This is a genomic window from Streptomyces sp. NBC_01012, assembly GCF_045162755.1.
Classification (GTDB): Bacteria; Actinomycetota; Actinomycetes; order Streptomycetales; family Streptomycetaceae; genus Streptomyces.
In genome coordinates, this window is the sequence record NZ_CP108688.1 from 1410071 (window position 1) to 1424026 (window position 13956).

Below are 13956 nucleotides of genomic sequence, written 5' to 3' on the forward strand. Positions count from 1 at the left end.
CAGACCCTAATCCCCAGGTGCGGACCCGCTCCAGTGTCCGGAGGGGCCCCGGGCACCGGGTTCATGGACGAGGAGTGCTGAATGCAGTTCGAGGTGTGGGCCCCCGAGGCCGGGTCGGCGGCGCTGTGCACGGCGGGCGGCCGTCTGCCGATGGAGCGCGACCCGCTGCGCGCGGGCTGGTGGACCGCGGAGGCCGAGGCGGCGGACGGGGACCGTTACGGCTTCTCGCTCGACGACGGCCCCGTGCTGCCCGATCCGCGCTCCCGCCGCCAGCCGGACGGACCCGACGGCGAGAGCGCGGTCGTCGACCAGGACGCCTACGCCTGGCGCACCGTCTGGGCCGGGCGGGGGCTGCCGGGCGCGGTCCTGTACGAGCTGCACATCGGCACGTTCACCCCGGAGGGCACCTTCGCCGCCGCCGCCGGGCGGCTCGGCCACCTCGTGGACCTCGGTGTCACACATGTGGAGCTGATGCCCGTCTGCCCGTTCCCGGGAACCCACGGCTGGGGGTACGAAGGAGTGTCCTTCTGGGCGGTGCACGAGCCGTACGGCGGCCCGCAGGGACTGAAGCACTTTGTCGACACGGCGCACGGTACGGGGCTCGCGGTCGTCCTGGACGTGGTCCACAACCACCTGGGGCCCTCGGGTAATTACCTCCCGGCCTTCGGCCCGTACTTCACGGACACGCACCACACCCCCTGGGGTTCGGCGGTCAATCTCGACGCCCCGGGCTCCGACGAGGTGCGCGCCTATCTGCTGGGCAGTGCGCTCGCCTGGCTGCGCGACTACCGCCTTGACGGGCTGCGTCTGGACGCCGTCCACGCCCTGGCCGACGGCAGGGCGTTCACCTTCCTGGAGGAGCTCTCCACGGCCGTGGACACGCTCGCGTCGGAGCTCGGCCGGCCGCTCGGGCTGATCGCGGAGTCCGATCTCTGCGACCCGAGGACGACCACTCCGCGCTCGGAGGGCGGCATCGGTATCGGCGCCCAGTGGAACGACGACTTCCACCACGCCCTGCACACGGCGCTCACCGGCGAGGCCCAGGGCTACTACGCCGACTTCGCCGCGGCCCCGCTTGCCGCCCTCGCCAAGACGATGACCAGGGCGTTCTTCCACGACGGTACGTACTCCAGCTTCCGGGGCCGCACCCACGGGCGCCGCGTCGACACCGCCAGGACCCCCGCCCACCGTTTCGTCGGCTACGCCCAGACCCATGACCAGATCGGCAACCGCGCCCTCGGTGACCGGCTGGCCGCCGGGCTCTCCCCCGGGCTCCAGGCGTGCGCCGCTGCGCTCGTGCTCAGCGGGCCGTTCACGCCGATGCTCTTCATGGGCGAGGAGTGGGGCGCCCGTACCCCGTGGCAGTTCTTCACCGACCACACCGACCCGGAGCTCGCCCGCGCCGTACGCGACGGCAGACGCCGGGAGTTCGCGGCGCACGGCTGGGCCGAGGAGGACGTGCCCGATCCGCAGGACCCGGACACCAGGGCCCGCTCCTGTCTCGACTGGAGGGAGCCGGAGCGGGAGCCGCACGCCCGGCTGCTCGCCTGGTACCGCGAGCTGATCGTCCTGCGCCACGCCATGGCGGACCTCTCCGACCCTGATCTGGCGTCGGTGCGGACGGCGTACGACGAGGAGGCCCGATGGATCGCCTGCCGGCGGGGCGATCTGCGGATCGTGGTGAACCTCTCCGGGGAGCCGGCCGCCGTCCCACTGGGGGCCGGCCGGCACCGGAAGGGCGGTGGCAGGGTGCTGGCCGCGTGGGAGCCGGTCACGGCGCCCGGGGCGGACGGCGTGCTCCATCTGCCGCCCGAATCGTGCGTCGTACTGGCCGACGACTGACCAACTCCCCTGCCCTTTGCCCCTACTCGACGACCGCCAGCTCGCGCGCGGTGGTGTTCAGCCGCCTGCCGCCGCTCTCGGTGACCGTGACGATGTCCTCGATACGGACGCCGAAGCGGCCCGGGAGGTAGATGCCGGGCTCCACGGAGAAGCACATCCCGGGGACCAGCGGCTGCCCCTCGCCCTCGATCATGTAGGGCGGTTCATGGGTGGTGACGCCGATGCCGTGGCCCGTGCGGTGGATGAAGCGTTCGCCGTAGCCGAATTCGGTGATGACGGCGCGGGCCGCCCGGTCGATCTCCTGGCAGGCCACCCCCGGCCGCACGGCACGGCAGCCGGCCTCCTGCGCCTCGCGTACGACGTCATGGACCCGCTGCTCCTCGGCGGTGGGCTCGCCGACATGGACCGTACGGGAGGTGTCGGAGCCGTAGCCGTACTTCAGGCCGCCGAAGTCCAGGACGACCATGTCGCCGCCCTCGATGGTGCGCTCGCCCGCTTCGTGGTGCGGGTTGGCGCCGTTGGGGCCGGATCCCACGACGGTGAAGTCGACCTGGGAGTGGCCGTGTTCGGTGAGGAGCGCGGCCAGGTCGGCGGCCACGTCGCTCTCCCGCCGCCCCGAGAAGCGGACCTTGAGGATCTCCTCGTACGTCGCGTCGGCCGCGGCCCCCGCCGCGGCCAGCCGCTCCAGCTCGGCGGCGTCCTTGACGGCGCGCAGCATGGGCAGGGCCTCGGTGAGCGAGGCGTAGGAGGTGTCGGGGAGGAGCCCTCGCAGGGCCAGCAGGTGCAGCGCCCAGGCGTTGTCGCTGATCCCGAACCGGCCCTTGGCGTCGAGCAGCCCCGCGGTCAGGGTGTAGGGGTTGGCGGCGTCGGTCCAGTCCCGCAGGGTCAGGGCCCCGGCACCGGGGGCGCGTTCCGCGTCGGCCGCCTCCAGGGCGGGGACGACGAGGACGGGGTCCTGGCCGGCCCGCAGGACGAGCAGGGTGAGGCGCTCGGTGTCGGCGGTCGGCCGGTATCCGGTGAGATGGACCAGGTCGGGGCCGGGCGCCACGAGGACACCGGCCAGACCCGCGGCGTCGGCGGACTCGGCTGCGCGGGTCATCCTGGCCCGGTAGTCATCGGCGGTGAAGGGCACGGGCTGGTCGGTGCTGGGCATGGGACAACCTCCTGGCGGGGCGACGCGGCACACAGCATCCTGCCCGTACGCCCGGCCGGACGCGAGCAGGATTACGGGCGCGCCGCCCCCGGCTCAGCGCAGCCGCACGACGAGGTCGGCGCGGTCGCGGTGGAGCTCGACCAGCCGGGCGTTGCGTTCGTCGGAGCCGGCGACCCAGCGCTCGGCGTGCGGGCGGGTCTTGCCGAAGCGCACATGCCGGTCCACGAGCCCGCGCACCCGTAGCCCCGGGTCGACGTCCAGGAACCACACCTCGTCCAGCAGTCCGCGCACCTGCGCCCAGGGCCCGTCGTCCAGCAGCAGGTAGTTGCCCTCGGTCACGACGAGCGGGACATCCGGACCGACACACACGGACCCGGCGACGGGCTCCTCCAGCGCCCGGTCGAAGGCGGGCGCGTACACGGGTTCCGGGCCTTCGGGGTAGCGCAACCGCCGGAGCAGGGCCGCGTACCCGGCGGCGTCGAAGGTGTCGGGGGCGCCCTTACGACCGGCCCGCCCGAGCCGCTCCAGCTCGGCCCCGGCCAGGTGGAAGCCGTCCATCGGGACGAGCACGGCGCACCCCGCGAGCCGCTCGACGATCCGGGCGGCCAGCGTGGACTTCCCCGCACCGGGCGCCCCGGCGATCCCGAGGATCCGCCGCCCACCCCCGGCGGCAAGACCACGGGCACGGTCCGTCAGCGCGGCGAGGTCATTCGTGTCCATGGCGGGCATTGTCCCCTCTGACGGGCCGGGGCGTGCCCCGGCGCCTCACGCCGGTCCCGCTGCCGCGTGCAGTGCTCGCAGGACCGGCTTGATCAGGGGGTGGCCCTCCGCTCCCTGGCGTACCGCGGCGAAGACCCGGCGGGTCGGGGCCGCGCCCTCCACCGGGCGTACGACGACCCGGCCCAGCTCGGTGCCGCGCAGTGCCGAGCGGGGTACCAGGGCCACGCCGGCGCCCGCGCCCGCCAGGGCGACGACGGCGTGGAAGTCGTCCGACGAGTGTTCGAGCAGGGGCTCGAAGCCGGCGTACTCGCAGGCCAGGACGACCACGTCATGGCAGGGGTTGCCGGGGTACGGGCCGATCCAGGTGTCCTTGGCGAGATCGGCGACGGCCACCTGGTCCTGGTCGGCGAGGTGGTGGCCGACCGGCAGCACCGCGTCGAAGGGCTCGGAGTACAGCGGCACCCGGGTCAGCCGCCGGTCGTCGTCACCGGGCGCGCCCCGGTACTCGACGGCGACCGCCACATCGGCCTGGCGGTCCAGCACCATCGGCACGCTCGCGTCACCCTCGGCGTCCTGCACCCGGACCCGGATACCGGGGGCGGTGCGGGTGAGCTCGGCGATGGCGGGGGCGAGGACGAGACCGATCCCGGTGGCGAACGCCGCGACCGTGACCGTCCCCGCGACACCCGCGCTGTAGTCGGCGAGCTCGGCCTCCGCCCGCTCCAGCTGGGCCAGGACCGCGTTGGCGTGGGTCAGCAGGATCTCCCCGGCCACCGTCAGCCTGGCGCCGCGCGCCCCGCGCTCGACCAGACGGTGGCCGGTCTCCTGCTCCAGGGCGGCCAGCTGCTGGGAGACCGCGGAGGGGGTCAGATACAGCGCGGCGGCCGCGGCGGTGACCGTGCGGTGGTCGGCCACCGCACGGAGGATACGCAGCCGCCGTGCATCGATCATGTGCCCATTGTCCCAGATGGTGAGACGGGGCTATCCCTCCAGGGCTGCCCGTGCGTCGACGAAGGCGTTCACGGCGCGGGTGACGTCCTCGGTGGAGTGGGCGGCGGAGAGCTGCACACGGATGCGGGCGGCACCCTGCGGGACGACGGGGTAGGAGAACCCGATCACGTACACCCCGCGTTCCAGGAGCAGTTCGGCCATCCGGGCCGCCTTCGCCGCGTCCCCGATCATCACAGGGGCGATGGCGTGGTCGCCGGGCAGGATGTCGAAGCCCTCCGCGGTCATCCGGGAGCGGAACAGCGCGGTGTTGGCGTCGAGCCGCTCGCGCAGGTCGCCGGCGGACTCCAGCAGGTCGATGACCTTGAGGGAGGCGGCGGCGATGACCGGGGCGAGCGAGTTGGAGAAGAGGTACGGGCGCGAGCGCTGGCGCAGCAGTGCGACGATCTCGGCGCGCGCGGCGACATAGCCGCCGGACGCGCCGCCCAGCGCCTTGCCGAGCGTGCCCGTGATGATGTCGACGCGGTCCATGACCCCGTGCAGTTCAGGGGTGCCACGGCCGCCGAGGCCGACGAAGCCGACGGCGTGCGAGTCGTCGACCATGACCATGGCGTCGTAGCGGTCGGCGAGGTCGCAGATCTCGGCCAGCGGGGCGACGTAGCCGTCCATGGAGAAGACGCCATCGGTGACGACGAGCCGGCGGCGGGCGCCGGAGGCCTCCTTGAGCTGCTGCTCCAGGTCGGCCATGTCGCGGTTGGCGTAACGGTGGCGCTTCGCCTTGGAGAGGCGGATGCCGTCGATGATGGAGGCGTGGTTGAGGGCGTCGGAGATCACCGCGTCCTCGGGGCCGAGGAGGGTCTCGAAGACCCCGCCGTTGGCGTCGAAGCAGGAGGAGTAGAGGACCGTGTCCTCCTGCCCGAGGAAGGCGGAGAGCCGCTGCTCCAGCTCCTTGTGGACCTCCTGGGTGCCGCAGATGAAGCGGACGGAGGCCATGCCGTAGCCCCAGCGGTCCAGCGCCTCGTGTGCGGCGGCGACGACCTCGGGGTGGTCGGCGAGGCCCAGGTAGTTGTTGGCGCAGAAGTTGAGCACCTCGCCGGCCCGGCCCCCGGAGGTGACGGCGACGGTGGCGGACTGCGGGGTGCCGATCACCCGCTCGGGCTTCTGGAGTCCGGCGTCGCGGATCTCGTCGAGGGCGGTGCGCAGGTCGTCGCGTACGGAGTCGAACATGGGGTGTCTCCCGGGAGGTGGAGGATACGAGTGCGGGCCACTGGGGCGAACGAGGGCCTACGAAGACGAACGAGGGCGTACGAGGGCGTACGACCGCCTCAGGCGGCCCAGTCGAGCAGGACCTTGCCGCCGAGACCGCTCGCGGCGTCGTCGAACGCGGCTTCGAAGTCGCGGTAGCCGTACCGGCCGGTGATCACCGGGGCGAGGTCGAGCCCGCCCTCCAGGAGCACGGACATGGCGTACCAGGTCTCGTACATCTCGCGGCCGTAGATGCCCTTGATCGTGAGCATGGAGGTGACGACCCGGGACCAGTCGACGGGGAATTCGGCGGACGGCAGTCCGAGCATCGCGATCCGGCCACCGTGCGTCATGTTCGCGATCATGTCCCGCATGGCCTCGGGCCGGCCGGACATCTCCAGGCCGATGTCGAAGCCCTCCCGCAGCCCCAGCGTGCGCTGGCCGTCGGCGATGGTCGCCGCGCCGACGTTCAGCGCGAGGTTCACCCCGACCTTCCTGGCCAGGTCGAGGCGGGCCTCGCTGACATCGGTGATGACGACGTTGCGGGCGCCCGCGTGCCGGGCGACCGCGGCGGCCATGATGCCGATCGGGCCCGCGCCGGTGATCAGGACGTCCTCGCCGACCAGCGGGAAGGACAGCGCCGTGTGCACGGCGTTGCCGAACGGGTCGAAGATCGCGGCGACGTCGAGGTCGACCTTGTCCCGGTGCACCCAGACGTTCGATGCGGGCAGCGCCAGATATTCGGCGAACGCCCCGTCGCGGCCGACCCCGAGCCCGAGGGTGGAGCGGCACAGGTGGCGGCGCCCGGCGAGGCAGTTGCGGCACTTCCCGCAGACCAGGTGGCCCTCACCGCTGACCAGGTCGCCGACCTCGATGTCGACGACGTCGGTGCCGATCCCGGCGACCTCGCCGACGAACTCGTGGCCCAGGACGAGCGGGGTGCGCACGGCCTGCTGCGCCCAGCCGTCGTAGTCGCGGATGTGCAGGTCGGTGCCGCAGATCCCGGTGCGCAGCACCTTGATCAGCACATCCCCTGGGCCGGTCTCCGGCTCCGGCACGTCCATCAGCCACAGTCCCGGCTCGGCCTTGTGCTTCACGAGTGCCTTCACAGCTGCGGCTCCCTGTACCTGGTACGTGGACATCCCGGCCGTGGGCATGCCGAAGGCGGCCAGCGGCCCGGGGTGTGTGGGGGTGACGGCGGACGGAGCGGCGCGGACGCGTGCGTCTGCCCACCGGTCCCGCCGGTGACGCCTCGCTCGCCGCCGTCACACAGACACTGCCGCACACCGGTGCCGGAGGTCCATCGAGGATTTCTTAAGCGGCGCCGCAGCTGCGCTTCACGCCTTCACCTCCCCGGAGCCGGGCAGGCCCCTGCGGGCTCATACCGTCCCGTACGGCCCCAGCCAGCGCGCCCGGCCGTCCTCGACCCGGTACAGGAACATCCCCGTCCCGGTCCGTACCTGGTGGGCTCCGTGGAACGAGATCCGCCGGCTGATGCCCTGGTAGTCCAGCAGGAACAGCCGCTGGGCCACTCCACCCCGCTCGGCGGTCGTCGCGCTCGTGGTCCGGACGGCGCGCGCGATCAGGCCGACCGCGTCGTACGCCTCGGCGGCCCAGCGACCGGGAACGGCGTCGAACCGGGCGCGGTGCGCCGCGGTGAACGCCTTCGCGGCGGGAGCGGCCGTGGGGTCGGTCCAGGCCTCGGAGAACACCCAGCCCTCCGCCGCCTCCCCCGCGTCCCGGAGGAAGGCCGGGGTCAGGACGGCCCCGGTGGACAGCGGTGTCCCGGTGAATCCGGCGTCCGCCAGCGCCCTGGCACAGCGGGCGCCCCGGGCGGCTGACCCGCCCGCGTAGACGACCGCGTCCGCGCGGGCGGAGACGGCGGACCGGGCGGCGGGGCCAAAGCCGTCGTCCGCCTTCACCGAGTGGACGGTGAGCGTGGCTCCGGTCGGAGCCGCGTCGCGGAAGGCGTGCGTGATCAGCCAGCCGCTCTGCGGGGTGGCCCCGTCGTCGATGATGTGGATCCGCTTGGCCGGGCTGGTGTTGACCACGTAGTGGATCAGCCCGGCGGGCAGCACACTGTCGGGCGGCCGGATCACGCACCGGGTCGAGGTGGTGCTCACCCCGTCCGACGAGCGGGCCGCGACGACGACCGTGGCGAGGTTGGAGCGCTCGTAGCGCTCGACGACGGCCTCGGGCGTGCTGTTCGTGCTCGGGCCGACGACGGCAAGCACCTTCGGGCTCGTGGAGAGTCGGTCGGCGACCCGGAGTGCTCCCTCGGCCGTTCCCTTGTCGTCCTCGGTGCGCAGGGCCAGGGCGAACTCCGCACCGGTGCCGGCGTTGTGGGCGGCGACGGCGAGCTGGGCGCCCCGCTGGTGGGCCAGACCGAGCTCTCGGCCCGGTCCGCTCAGGTCGGCGTGCAGGCCGATGGTGTACGTGGGGCGGGGACCCGAGCCCCCTGACCGCCCGTCGGCCGCGTCCCCGCGCCTGGCCGCCAGCCACGCGGCGGTGCCACCACCGGTCAGCAGGACGGCCCCGGCGGCGAGCGCCCTGCGCCGGGAGATCCCCCGGGCGGGCGCGGGGCCGAGGACGGTGGTGGGGAGGGGCTCGGGTTCCGGCAGGTCGAGTGCGGCGGCGGAGCGTTCGGCGATCAGCGCGGAAAGACCCGGCACCGACCAGGGGTCCGCGGATCCCCGGCCGGTCAGCAGCTCCGCGGCCTGTTCGGCGGTGGGGCGGTGCGCCGGGTCCTTGGAGAGGCAGGCGGTGACCGTGCCGAGGAGCTGGTCCGGCAGACCCGTCAGGTCCGGGTCCTCGTGAACGGTCCTGAAGAGTACGCCGGCCGCCGGGCCCTGGCCGAAGGGGAGCCGCCCGGTCGCCGCGTACACGAGGACGCAGCCGAGCGAGAAGACGTCGCCTGCCGCACCCGACTCCCCCACCGACGCCTGCTCGGGGGCCAGATAGCCGGGGGTGCCGATCACCGCGCCGGTCGCGGTGAGGGCGGTGGCGCCGTCGTGGCGTGCGATGCCGAAGTCGATGAGCCGTGGACCGTCGAGCGCCAGCAGTACATTGCCCGGTTTGACGTCGCGGTGGGCGAGGCCCGCGCCGTGCACCGCGGCCAGCGCCCGGGCCAGCCCGGCGCCGAGCGCCCGCACGGTGCCGACCGGCAACGGCCCCTGGGTGTCGACCGTTTCGGCCAGTGAGGGACCCGGCACGAACTCGGTGGCCAGCCACGGCTCCCGGGCCTCGGTGTCCGCGCCGGTCACGGGGACCACCCATGGCCCGGTGACCCGCCCTGCGGCCTCCGCCTCGCGCCGGAAGCGGGCACGGAATCCGGGGTCGTCGGCGTGTTCGGCGCGGATCACCTTCACGGCGGCCAGCGCGCCGCCGGGCGAACGCGCCAGGTACACGACCCCCATGCCGCCCGCCCCGAGCCTGACCAGCGTCCGGTACGCGCCGATGGCACGGGGGTCGTCGGAGGTGAGCGGCCGCATCTCAGGTTCCGGTCTTCGGTGCGGGGCCGACGAAGCGGTAGCGGCCCTTCTCGACCCGGTACAGATACGCGTCGTTGCCCACCAGGAGCTGGTCGTCGTCGAAGACATAGGTCCGCGAGACGCCCTGGTACACCGACGTGGCGATCCGCGCCACGAGTGCGGTGCGCGCGGGCCGCTTCCCGAAGGCGGTGAGCGCCTCGATGACGAGCCCGGCCGCGTCGTAGGCCTCGGCCGCCCAGTGCGCGGGCGCGGAGCCGAAGCGCTTGCGGTGCGCGGCGGCGAACTCCTCGGCTGCGGGCGCGGTCGCGTCGGTGTACGGCGCGGTGAACTCCCAGCCGGTGGCGGTGTCGCCCGCGTCCGCGAGGAAACCGGGGCCCATGGCCGTGTGCATCGCCATCCGGGGGCCGTTGAACGAGGTGTCCGCGAGTGCGCGTGCCGTCCGCGCCGCTCCGGCCTCGTCGCCCGCGTAGAAGAGGGCGTCGCTCCGGTGCGTGAGCATGTCCGCGATGACCGGGGCCATGTCCTTCGTGCCCGCCGGCACGACCCTCGGGTAGGTGGTGCCGGTGGTGAGGACCCCGGTCAGCAGGTTGGTGGCGTAGCCGCCCATGTACGCGGCCTGGCCGCCGCTCCGGTCGAACAGCACACCGAGGCGTTCGACGCCGGGACGTACGACGAGCCTGTTGACGATCGGCTCGGTCAGGACGGCGTAGGACGGGGCCGCCTGGAAGAAGGACTTCCTGGACCGGGGAGCGTAGGCGATCGACAGGGACGACACCGTGATCAGGGGCAGCATCGCCTCGTCGTAGACGCTCAGGACGGCGCCGGTCTCCGCATCGCCGGTCGGACCGATGACGGCGAGCACGTCACGGTCGCGGACGAACTCCTGGGCCGCCTTCACCGCGCGCCCGGTGTCACCCCCGTCGTCGAGCGCCTTGACCTGAAGCGTGAAGGGCTTGTCCTCACGGGAGTTGAAGCGCTCGACCGCGACGCGCACCCCTTGTTCCTGGGCCAGACCCGCCGCCTTGCGCGCCCCGGACAGGTCGGCCTGCACGCCGATGATCCAGGCGCGTTCGCCGGACTTCGCCGCGGCGCCGCCGGCCGGTTCGTCGCGCAGCGCCCGCCAGGTGGCGAAGGCTCCGCCGCCCGCCACGACGACCGCGCCACCGGCTGCCAGCGCGAGGACGCGGCGTCTGCCCGGCGATGCGGGCACGGGATCGTCGGCCATCGTGGGCTCGATGTCGGGCAGGGCGAGCATCTCGGCGGACCGGTCCGCGATCAGCCGCACGACGTCATCGGGCAGCCAGTCCGCCGCCCCCTTCGATGCGTCCTCGACGATGCGCTCGTCGAGGACGCGGGTCGTCGGCCGGTCGTCCGGGTTCTTGGCCAGGCAGTCGGCGACCAGGGCGCGCAGTCCGGTGTCCTCGATCCCGGCGAGGTCGGGTTCGTCGTGCACGGTGCGGTACAGCAGGGCATCGACGGCCCCGCTGCCGAAGGGCGGCCTGCCGGTCGCGGCGTACGCCAGGAGAGCGCCGAGGGAGAACACATCGCTCGCGGGCCCCGCCTCCGTGCCGTCCCCCGAGGCCTGTTCGGGGGAGAGGAAGCCGGGGGTGCCGACGACGAGGCCGGCGGCGGTGAGCGCGGTGGCGTCACCGGCCCGCGCGATACCGAAGTCGATGAGCCGCGGCCCGTCGACGGTGAGCAGGACGTTGCCGGGTTTGACGTCGCGGTGGACGAGCCCGGCGGTGTGCACGGCGGTCAGGGCCCTCGAGAGCAGCCGCCCGAGCACCCGCACACCGCGGGCGGGCAGCGGGCCGCAGCGGGCGACCGCCTCTTCGAGCGAGGGGCCGGGGACGAACGCGGTGGCCAGCCAGGGGCGTTCACCCTCGGTCTCGGCGCCGGTGACCTCGACGGCCCAGGGGCTGCGCACCTTGCGGGCGGCCTCGACCTCACGGCGGAACCGGGTCCTGAACTCCTCGTCCCCCGCGTACTCCGGGAGGATCACCTTGATGGCGGCGGTGGCTCCCTCGTCGGTGCGGCCGAGGTAGACCACCCCCATGCCGCCGGCGCCGAGCCGTCCGAGCAGCCGGTGCGCGCCGATGCGTGCGGGATCCGTGGGCCGAAGCTCATCCATCGGGTGTCCTCAGCTCTGCTTCTCGACGGCGGACTCGATCCGGCCCAGCATGGTGGTCAGCCCCTGGAGCACCAGGTCGGAGATCTCGTCCTCGGTGCGGCCCTTCGCTCCCTTGCCCGTCGCGGCCACCGTGAACTGCAGGCTCTGTGCCTGCTCCCAGACGTAGGGGTGCGGGCCGCCGAGCGCGGTGGAGGAGAACTCCCCGATCTCGGTCAGCGTGTCCTCGGCCGCTTCCTGGCCGCTCTCGCCGCCCAGCAGCGCGGCCGAGATCATCGAGCCGATCTGCTCGTCCTGCCGCAACTGCTGGGTGGGGCAGCGCATCGTCTCCTCGATCGACTCGGCCATCTCCCACCGCGCGTCCTCGCGGGTGCGGTGGACGGTGACGACCGCGGAGAGCCGCACGGGCCCCTTGCCCTTCGTGGCGGGCACCTCGTAGGAGCGGGAGAGCGTGGCCAGGACGTTGCTCGCGGGCTTCTCCTGGTGCCAGACGCAGTCGGTGCCGAGGACCGGCCAGGTGGCCGGGCCGCTCTCGTACGGACTGCGCTTCACCACGCCCGGGCCGAAGCTGTCGGGCTCCGCGATGACCCGGCCGATCAGGGCGAGCGCGGCCGTGCGGTCCTTGGGGAGCCGGGCGGGGTCGGCGTCGAGCACCGGGGCGGCGGACTCGGTGTTTCCACCCGGCGCCGCCGTCGCCGACGCGTCCTTGGCATCGCTGCCCGACGGGCTGCCGCCGTCTCCCTCGCTCACACAGGCCGCCAGAAGGATCAGCGGGGCCAGGACCGGTATGCCGTATCTGTGTCTGCGCAACGCCTGACGGTGTCTCACGAGTCCCTGTCCCCCACATGCTCTCGACACGCTCGATCATAGAAGCAGGGGGTGACAACGGACCGGGATCCGGCGGACTGTTGCGTCTGTGCGACAAGCGGCACACGCGTGTGACGCACGCGTCACCGTGCGCTCAGGGACGGGGCCAGGGCCTTCCGTCGAGCTTCTCGATGTCGCTGTTGAAACGCTTGAGGTACTCGGCGAACCGGTCGACCTCGTCGGGCGTCCAGTCGGCCATGACCCGCTCCAGGCCGCTGATGTTGTCCGCGCGCTCCTCGTCGAGGTCGCGTTCACCCGCATCGGTGATGCGGAACTTGCGCGCGATACCCCCGTCGGGGTCCGGGATGCGTTCGACCAGGCCGGCCCGCAGCATGGCGGCGGTCTGCCGGTTCAGGGTGGAGGCGTCGAGACCGAAGGCCTCCCTGAGCTGCCCGATGGACATCGGGCCCTCCATACGGATCCGGCTCAGCAGCGTGTAGGCGCTGCGGTCGAGACGTCGGCCGCCCCTGGCGCGGAGCACGCTCGGCTGGAGGTGCCGCCCGAGCAGCATCGTCTCGAACTCGATCAGGTGCGTCGGCTTGTCCACGGTCCTTCTCTCGACCGCCTGCGCGGTACCTCGGGGCTCTGCACCGCACATATACCACCCGGCCACCGGCCCCGGGTCTCCCGTCCCGGTCAGGGCAGCGGTACGAAGGCCCTGATGGCCTCGGTCAGCGGCTGGGGCCGGTCCTCGGGGATGAGGGTGAAGCTGTCGGCGATCTCCACGAGTTCGCCCCGTGGCAGCATCTCGGCCAGCCGCCGGCCGTGGGCGGGCGGCATGACCTTGTCCTCGGTCGCCCAGACGACCAGTGCGGGACGGTCGAAGGTGCGCAACGCCTCGGCCCACGCGAGGAGTTCGTCCTTCGGCGGCACCCCGAGCACGTACGCCCGCAGGTCCCGGCGGATCGCCGCGGAGGTCCACAGGGGCCGGAACCAGTCGTCCATCACCTCGTGCGGGACCGGCCGCTTGCTCATCCACCCCCAGGTCAGGGGCAGTCTGCGCATCGGCTTCAGCTTCAGCAGGGCGAAGGCGAGCCGCAGTCCGCCGGGGGTCCGGGCCGCGATCGCGAGGTTGCGGCCGGGCAGCCCGGGCGGATAGTTGTCGAACGCCTCGCAGGAGGTGATCACCAGTCGGCCGATCCGCTGGTCCCTGCCTTCCGCGACGAGGGCCTGCGCGCCGCCCCAGTCGTTCAGCACGAGTGTGACGTCATCGAGGTCCAGCTTCTCCAGGAACTCCGCCACCAGACGGGCGACTCCGGAAACCGTCAGATCGGCGTCGGGGCGCATCGGCCTGCGGTGGGCGCCCAATGGCAGCGTGGGCACGACGCATCTGACGTCGGGGCGCAGCCCGGCGACGACATGGCGCCACAGCGAGCCGTTCATGGCCACACCGTGGAGCAGCACCACCACGGGGCCGTCCCCGCCCGTGTCCTCGTACTCCACCACTCCCGCGGACAGCGTCACCTCGGTCGCGTCGGTCGTCACGTCGGTCATGGAGCCAACCTAAGGGCTTGTCCCCCGGGCGCGGGTCCAACGGGGCGTCAGGGCTTGATAGCGTCGCC

General features: G+C 73.1%; 11 protein-coding genes. 1 reads left to right on the plus strand and 10 read right to left on the minus strand.

The window, feature by feature from the left end; genetic code table 11:
• Nucleotides 1-81: 81 nt before the first annotated feature.
• Nucleotides 82-1842 carry a malto-oligosyltrehalose trehalohydrolase gene (gene treZ, locus OG623_RS06095; RefSeq protein ID WP_406144976.1) on the plus strand — a complete coding sequence of 587 codons (1761 nt, stop codon included), beginning with the start codon at nt 82-84 and terminating at the stop codon, nt 1840-1842.
• Between the two features lie 22 nt (nt 1843-1864).
• Here the strand turns inward: treZ and OG623_RS06100 are convergent, their stop codons facing one another.
• The 10 genes from OG623_RS06100 to OG623_RS06145 all read right to left on the minus strand — a co-directional run bounded on the left by OG623_RS06100 (nt 1865) and on the right by OG623_RS06145 (nt 13888).
• Entirely contained in the window at nt 1865-2995 is a 1131-nt protein-coding gene (locus tag OG623_RS06100; RefSeq protein WP_406144978.1) for a M24 family metallopeptidase, read from the minus strand.
• A 93-nt stretch (nt 2996-3088) separates the two neighbouring features.
• Nucleotides 3089-3715, minus strand: coding sequence for a nucleoside/nucleotide kinase family protein (locus OG623_RS06105; protein ID WP_406144980.1), 627 nt, complete (start codon nt 3713-3715; stop codon nt 3089-3091).
• A gap of 45 nt (nt 3716-3760) precedes the next feature.
• Nucleotides 3761-4666 carry a LysR family transcriptional regulator gene (locus tag OG623_RS06110; protein ID WP_406144982.1) on the minus strand — a complete coding sequence of 302 codons (906 nt, stop codon included), beginning with the start codon at nt 4664-4666 and terminating at the stop codon, nt 3761-3763.
• 30 nt (nt 4667-4696) lie between these two features.
• Nucleotides 4697-5890, minus strand: a complete 1194-nt coding sequence (locus OG623_RS06115; RefSeq protein ID WP_406144984.1) for a glycine C-acetyltransferase — start codon at nt 5888-5890, stop codon at nt 4697-4699.
• Nucleotides 5891-5988: 98 nt separating this feature from the next.
• Nucleotides 5989-7017 carry an L-threonine 3-dehydrogenase gene (tdh, locus tag OG623_RS06120; protein WP_406144986.1) on the minus strand — a complete coding sequence of 343 codons (1029 nt, stop codon included), beginning with the start codon at nt 7015-7017 and terminating at the stop codon, nt 5989-5991.
• A gap of 270 nt (nt 7018-7287) precedes the next feature.
• Nucleotides 7288-9399, minus strand: coding sequence for a bifunctional serine/threonine-protein kinase/ABC transporter substrate-binding protein (locus tag OG623_RS06125; protein WP_406144988.1), 2112 nt, complete (start codon nt 9397-9399; stop codon nt 7288-7290).
• 1 nt (nt 9400) lies between these two features.
• Complete coding sequence (locus tag OG623_RS06130) at nt 9401-11530, minus strand: bifunctional serine/threonine-protein kinase/ABC transporter substrate-binding protein (protein ID WP_406144990.1); 2130 nt, start codon at nt 11528-11530, stop codon at nt 9401-9403.
• Nucleotides 11531-11539: 9 nt separating this feature from the next.
• A complete protein-coding gene (locus tag OG623_RS06135) occupies nt 11540-12337 on the minus strand; it encodes a hypothetical protein (RefSeq protein ID WP_406144992.1) in 798 nt (265 codons plus the stop codon).
• A 151-nt stretch (nt 12338-12488) separates the two neighbouring features.
• On the minus strand, nt 12489-12992 hold the full coding sequence (locus OG623_RS06140; protein ID WP_406151696.1) for a MarR family winged helix-turn-helix transcriptional regulator: 504 nt from the start codon (nt 12990-12992) through the stop codon (nt 12489-12491).
• Between the two features lie 38 nt (nt 12993-13030).
• Nucleotides 13031-13888 carry an alpha/beta fold hydrolase gene (locus OG623_RS06145; protein ID WP_406144994.1) on the minus strand — a complete coding sequence of 286 codons (858 nt, stop codon included), beginning with the start codon at nt 13886-13888 and terminating at the stop codon, nt 13031-13033.
• Between the last annotated feature and the right edge of the window lie 68 nt (nt 13889-13956).

What these genes read in the sequence shown, in the direction of transcription:
- OG623_RS06110 (WP_406144982.1), bottom strand. Translation starts at nt 4,666, where the DNA reads ATGATCGATGCACGGCGGCTGCGTATCCTCCGTGCGGTGGCCGACCAC.
- OG623_RS06115 (WP_406144984.1), bottom strand. Translation starts at nt 5,890, where the DNA reads ATGTTCGACTCCGTACGCGACGACCTGCGCACCGCCCTCGACGAGATC.
- OG623_RS06100 (WP_406144978.1), bottom strand. Translation starts at nt 2,995, where the DNA reads ATGCCCAGCACCGACCAGCCCGTGCCCTTCACCGCCGATGACTACCGG.
- OG623_RS06145 (WP_406144994.1), bottom strand. Translation starts at nt 13,888, where the DNA reads ATGACCGACGTGACGACCGACGCGACCGAGGTGACGCTGTCCGCGGGA.
- OG623_RS06130 (WP_406144990.1), bottom strand. Translation starts at nt 11,530, where the DNA reads ATGGATGAGCTTCGGCCCACGGATCCCGCACGCATCGGCGCGCACCGG.
- OG623_RS06140 (WP_406151696.1), bottom strand. Translation starts at nt 12,992, where the DNA reads ATGTGCGGTGCAGAGCCCCGAGGTACCGCGCAGGCGGTCGAGAGAAGG.
- OG623_RS06125 (WP_406144988.1), bottom strand. Translation starts at nt 9,399, where the DNA reads ATGCGGCCGCTCACCTCCGACGACCCCCGTGCCATCGGCGCGTACCGG.
- OG623_RS06105 (WP_406144980.1), bottom strand. Translation starts at nt 3,715, where the DNA reads ATGGACACGAATGACCTCGCCGCGCTGACGGACCGTGCCCGTGGTCTT.
- treZ (WP_406144976.1), top strand. Translation starts at nt 82, where the DNA reads ATGCAGTTCGAGGTGTGGGCCCCCGAGGCCGGGTCGGCGGCGCTGTGC.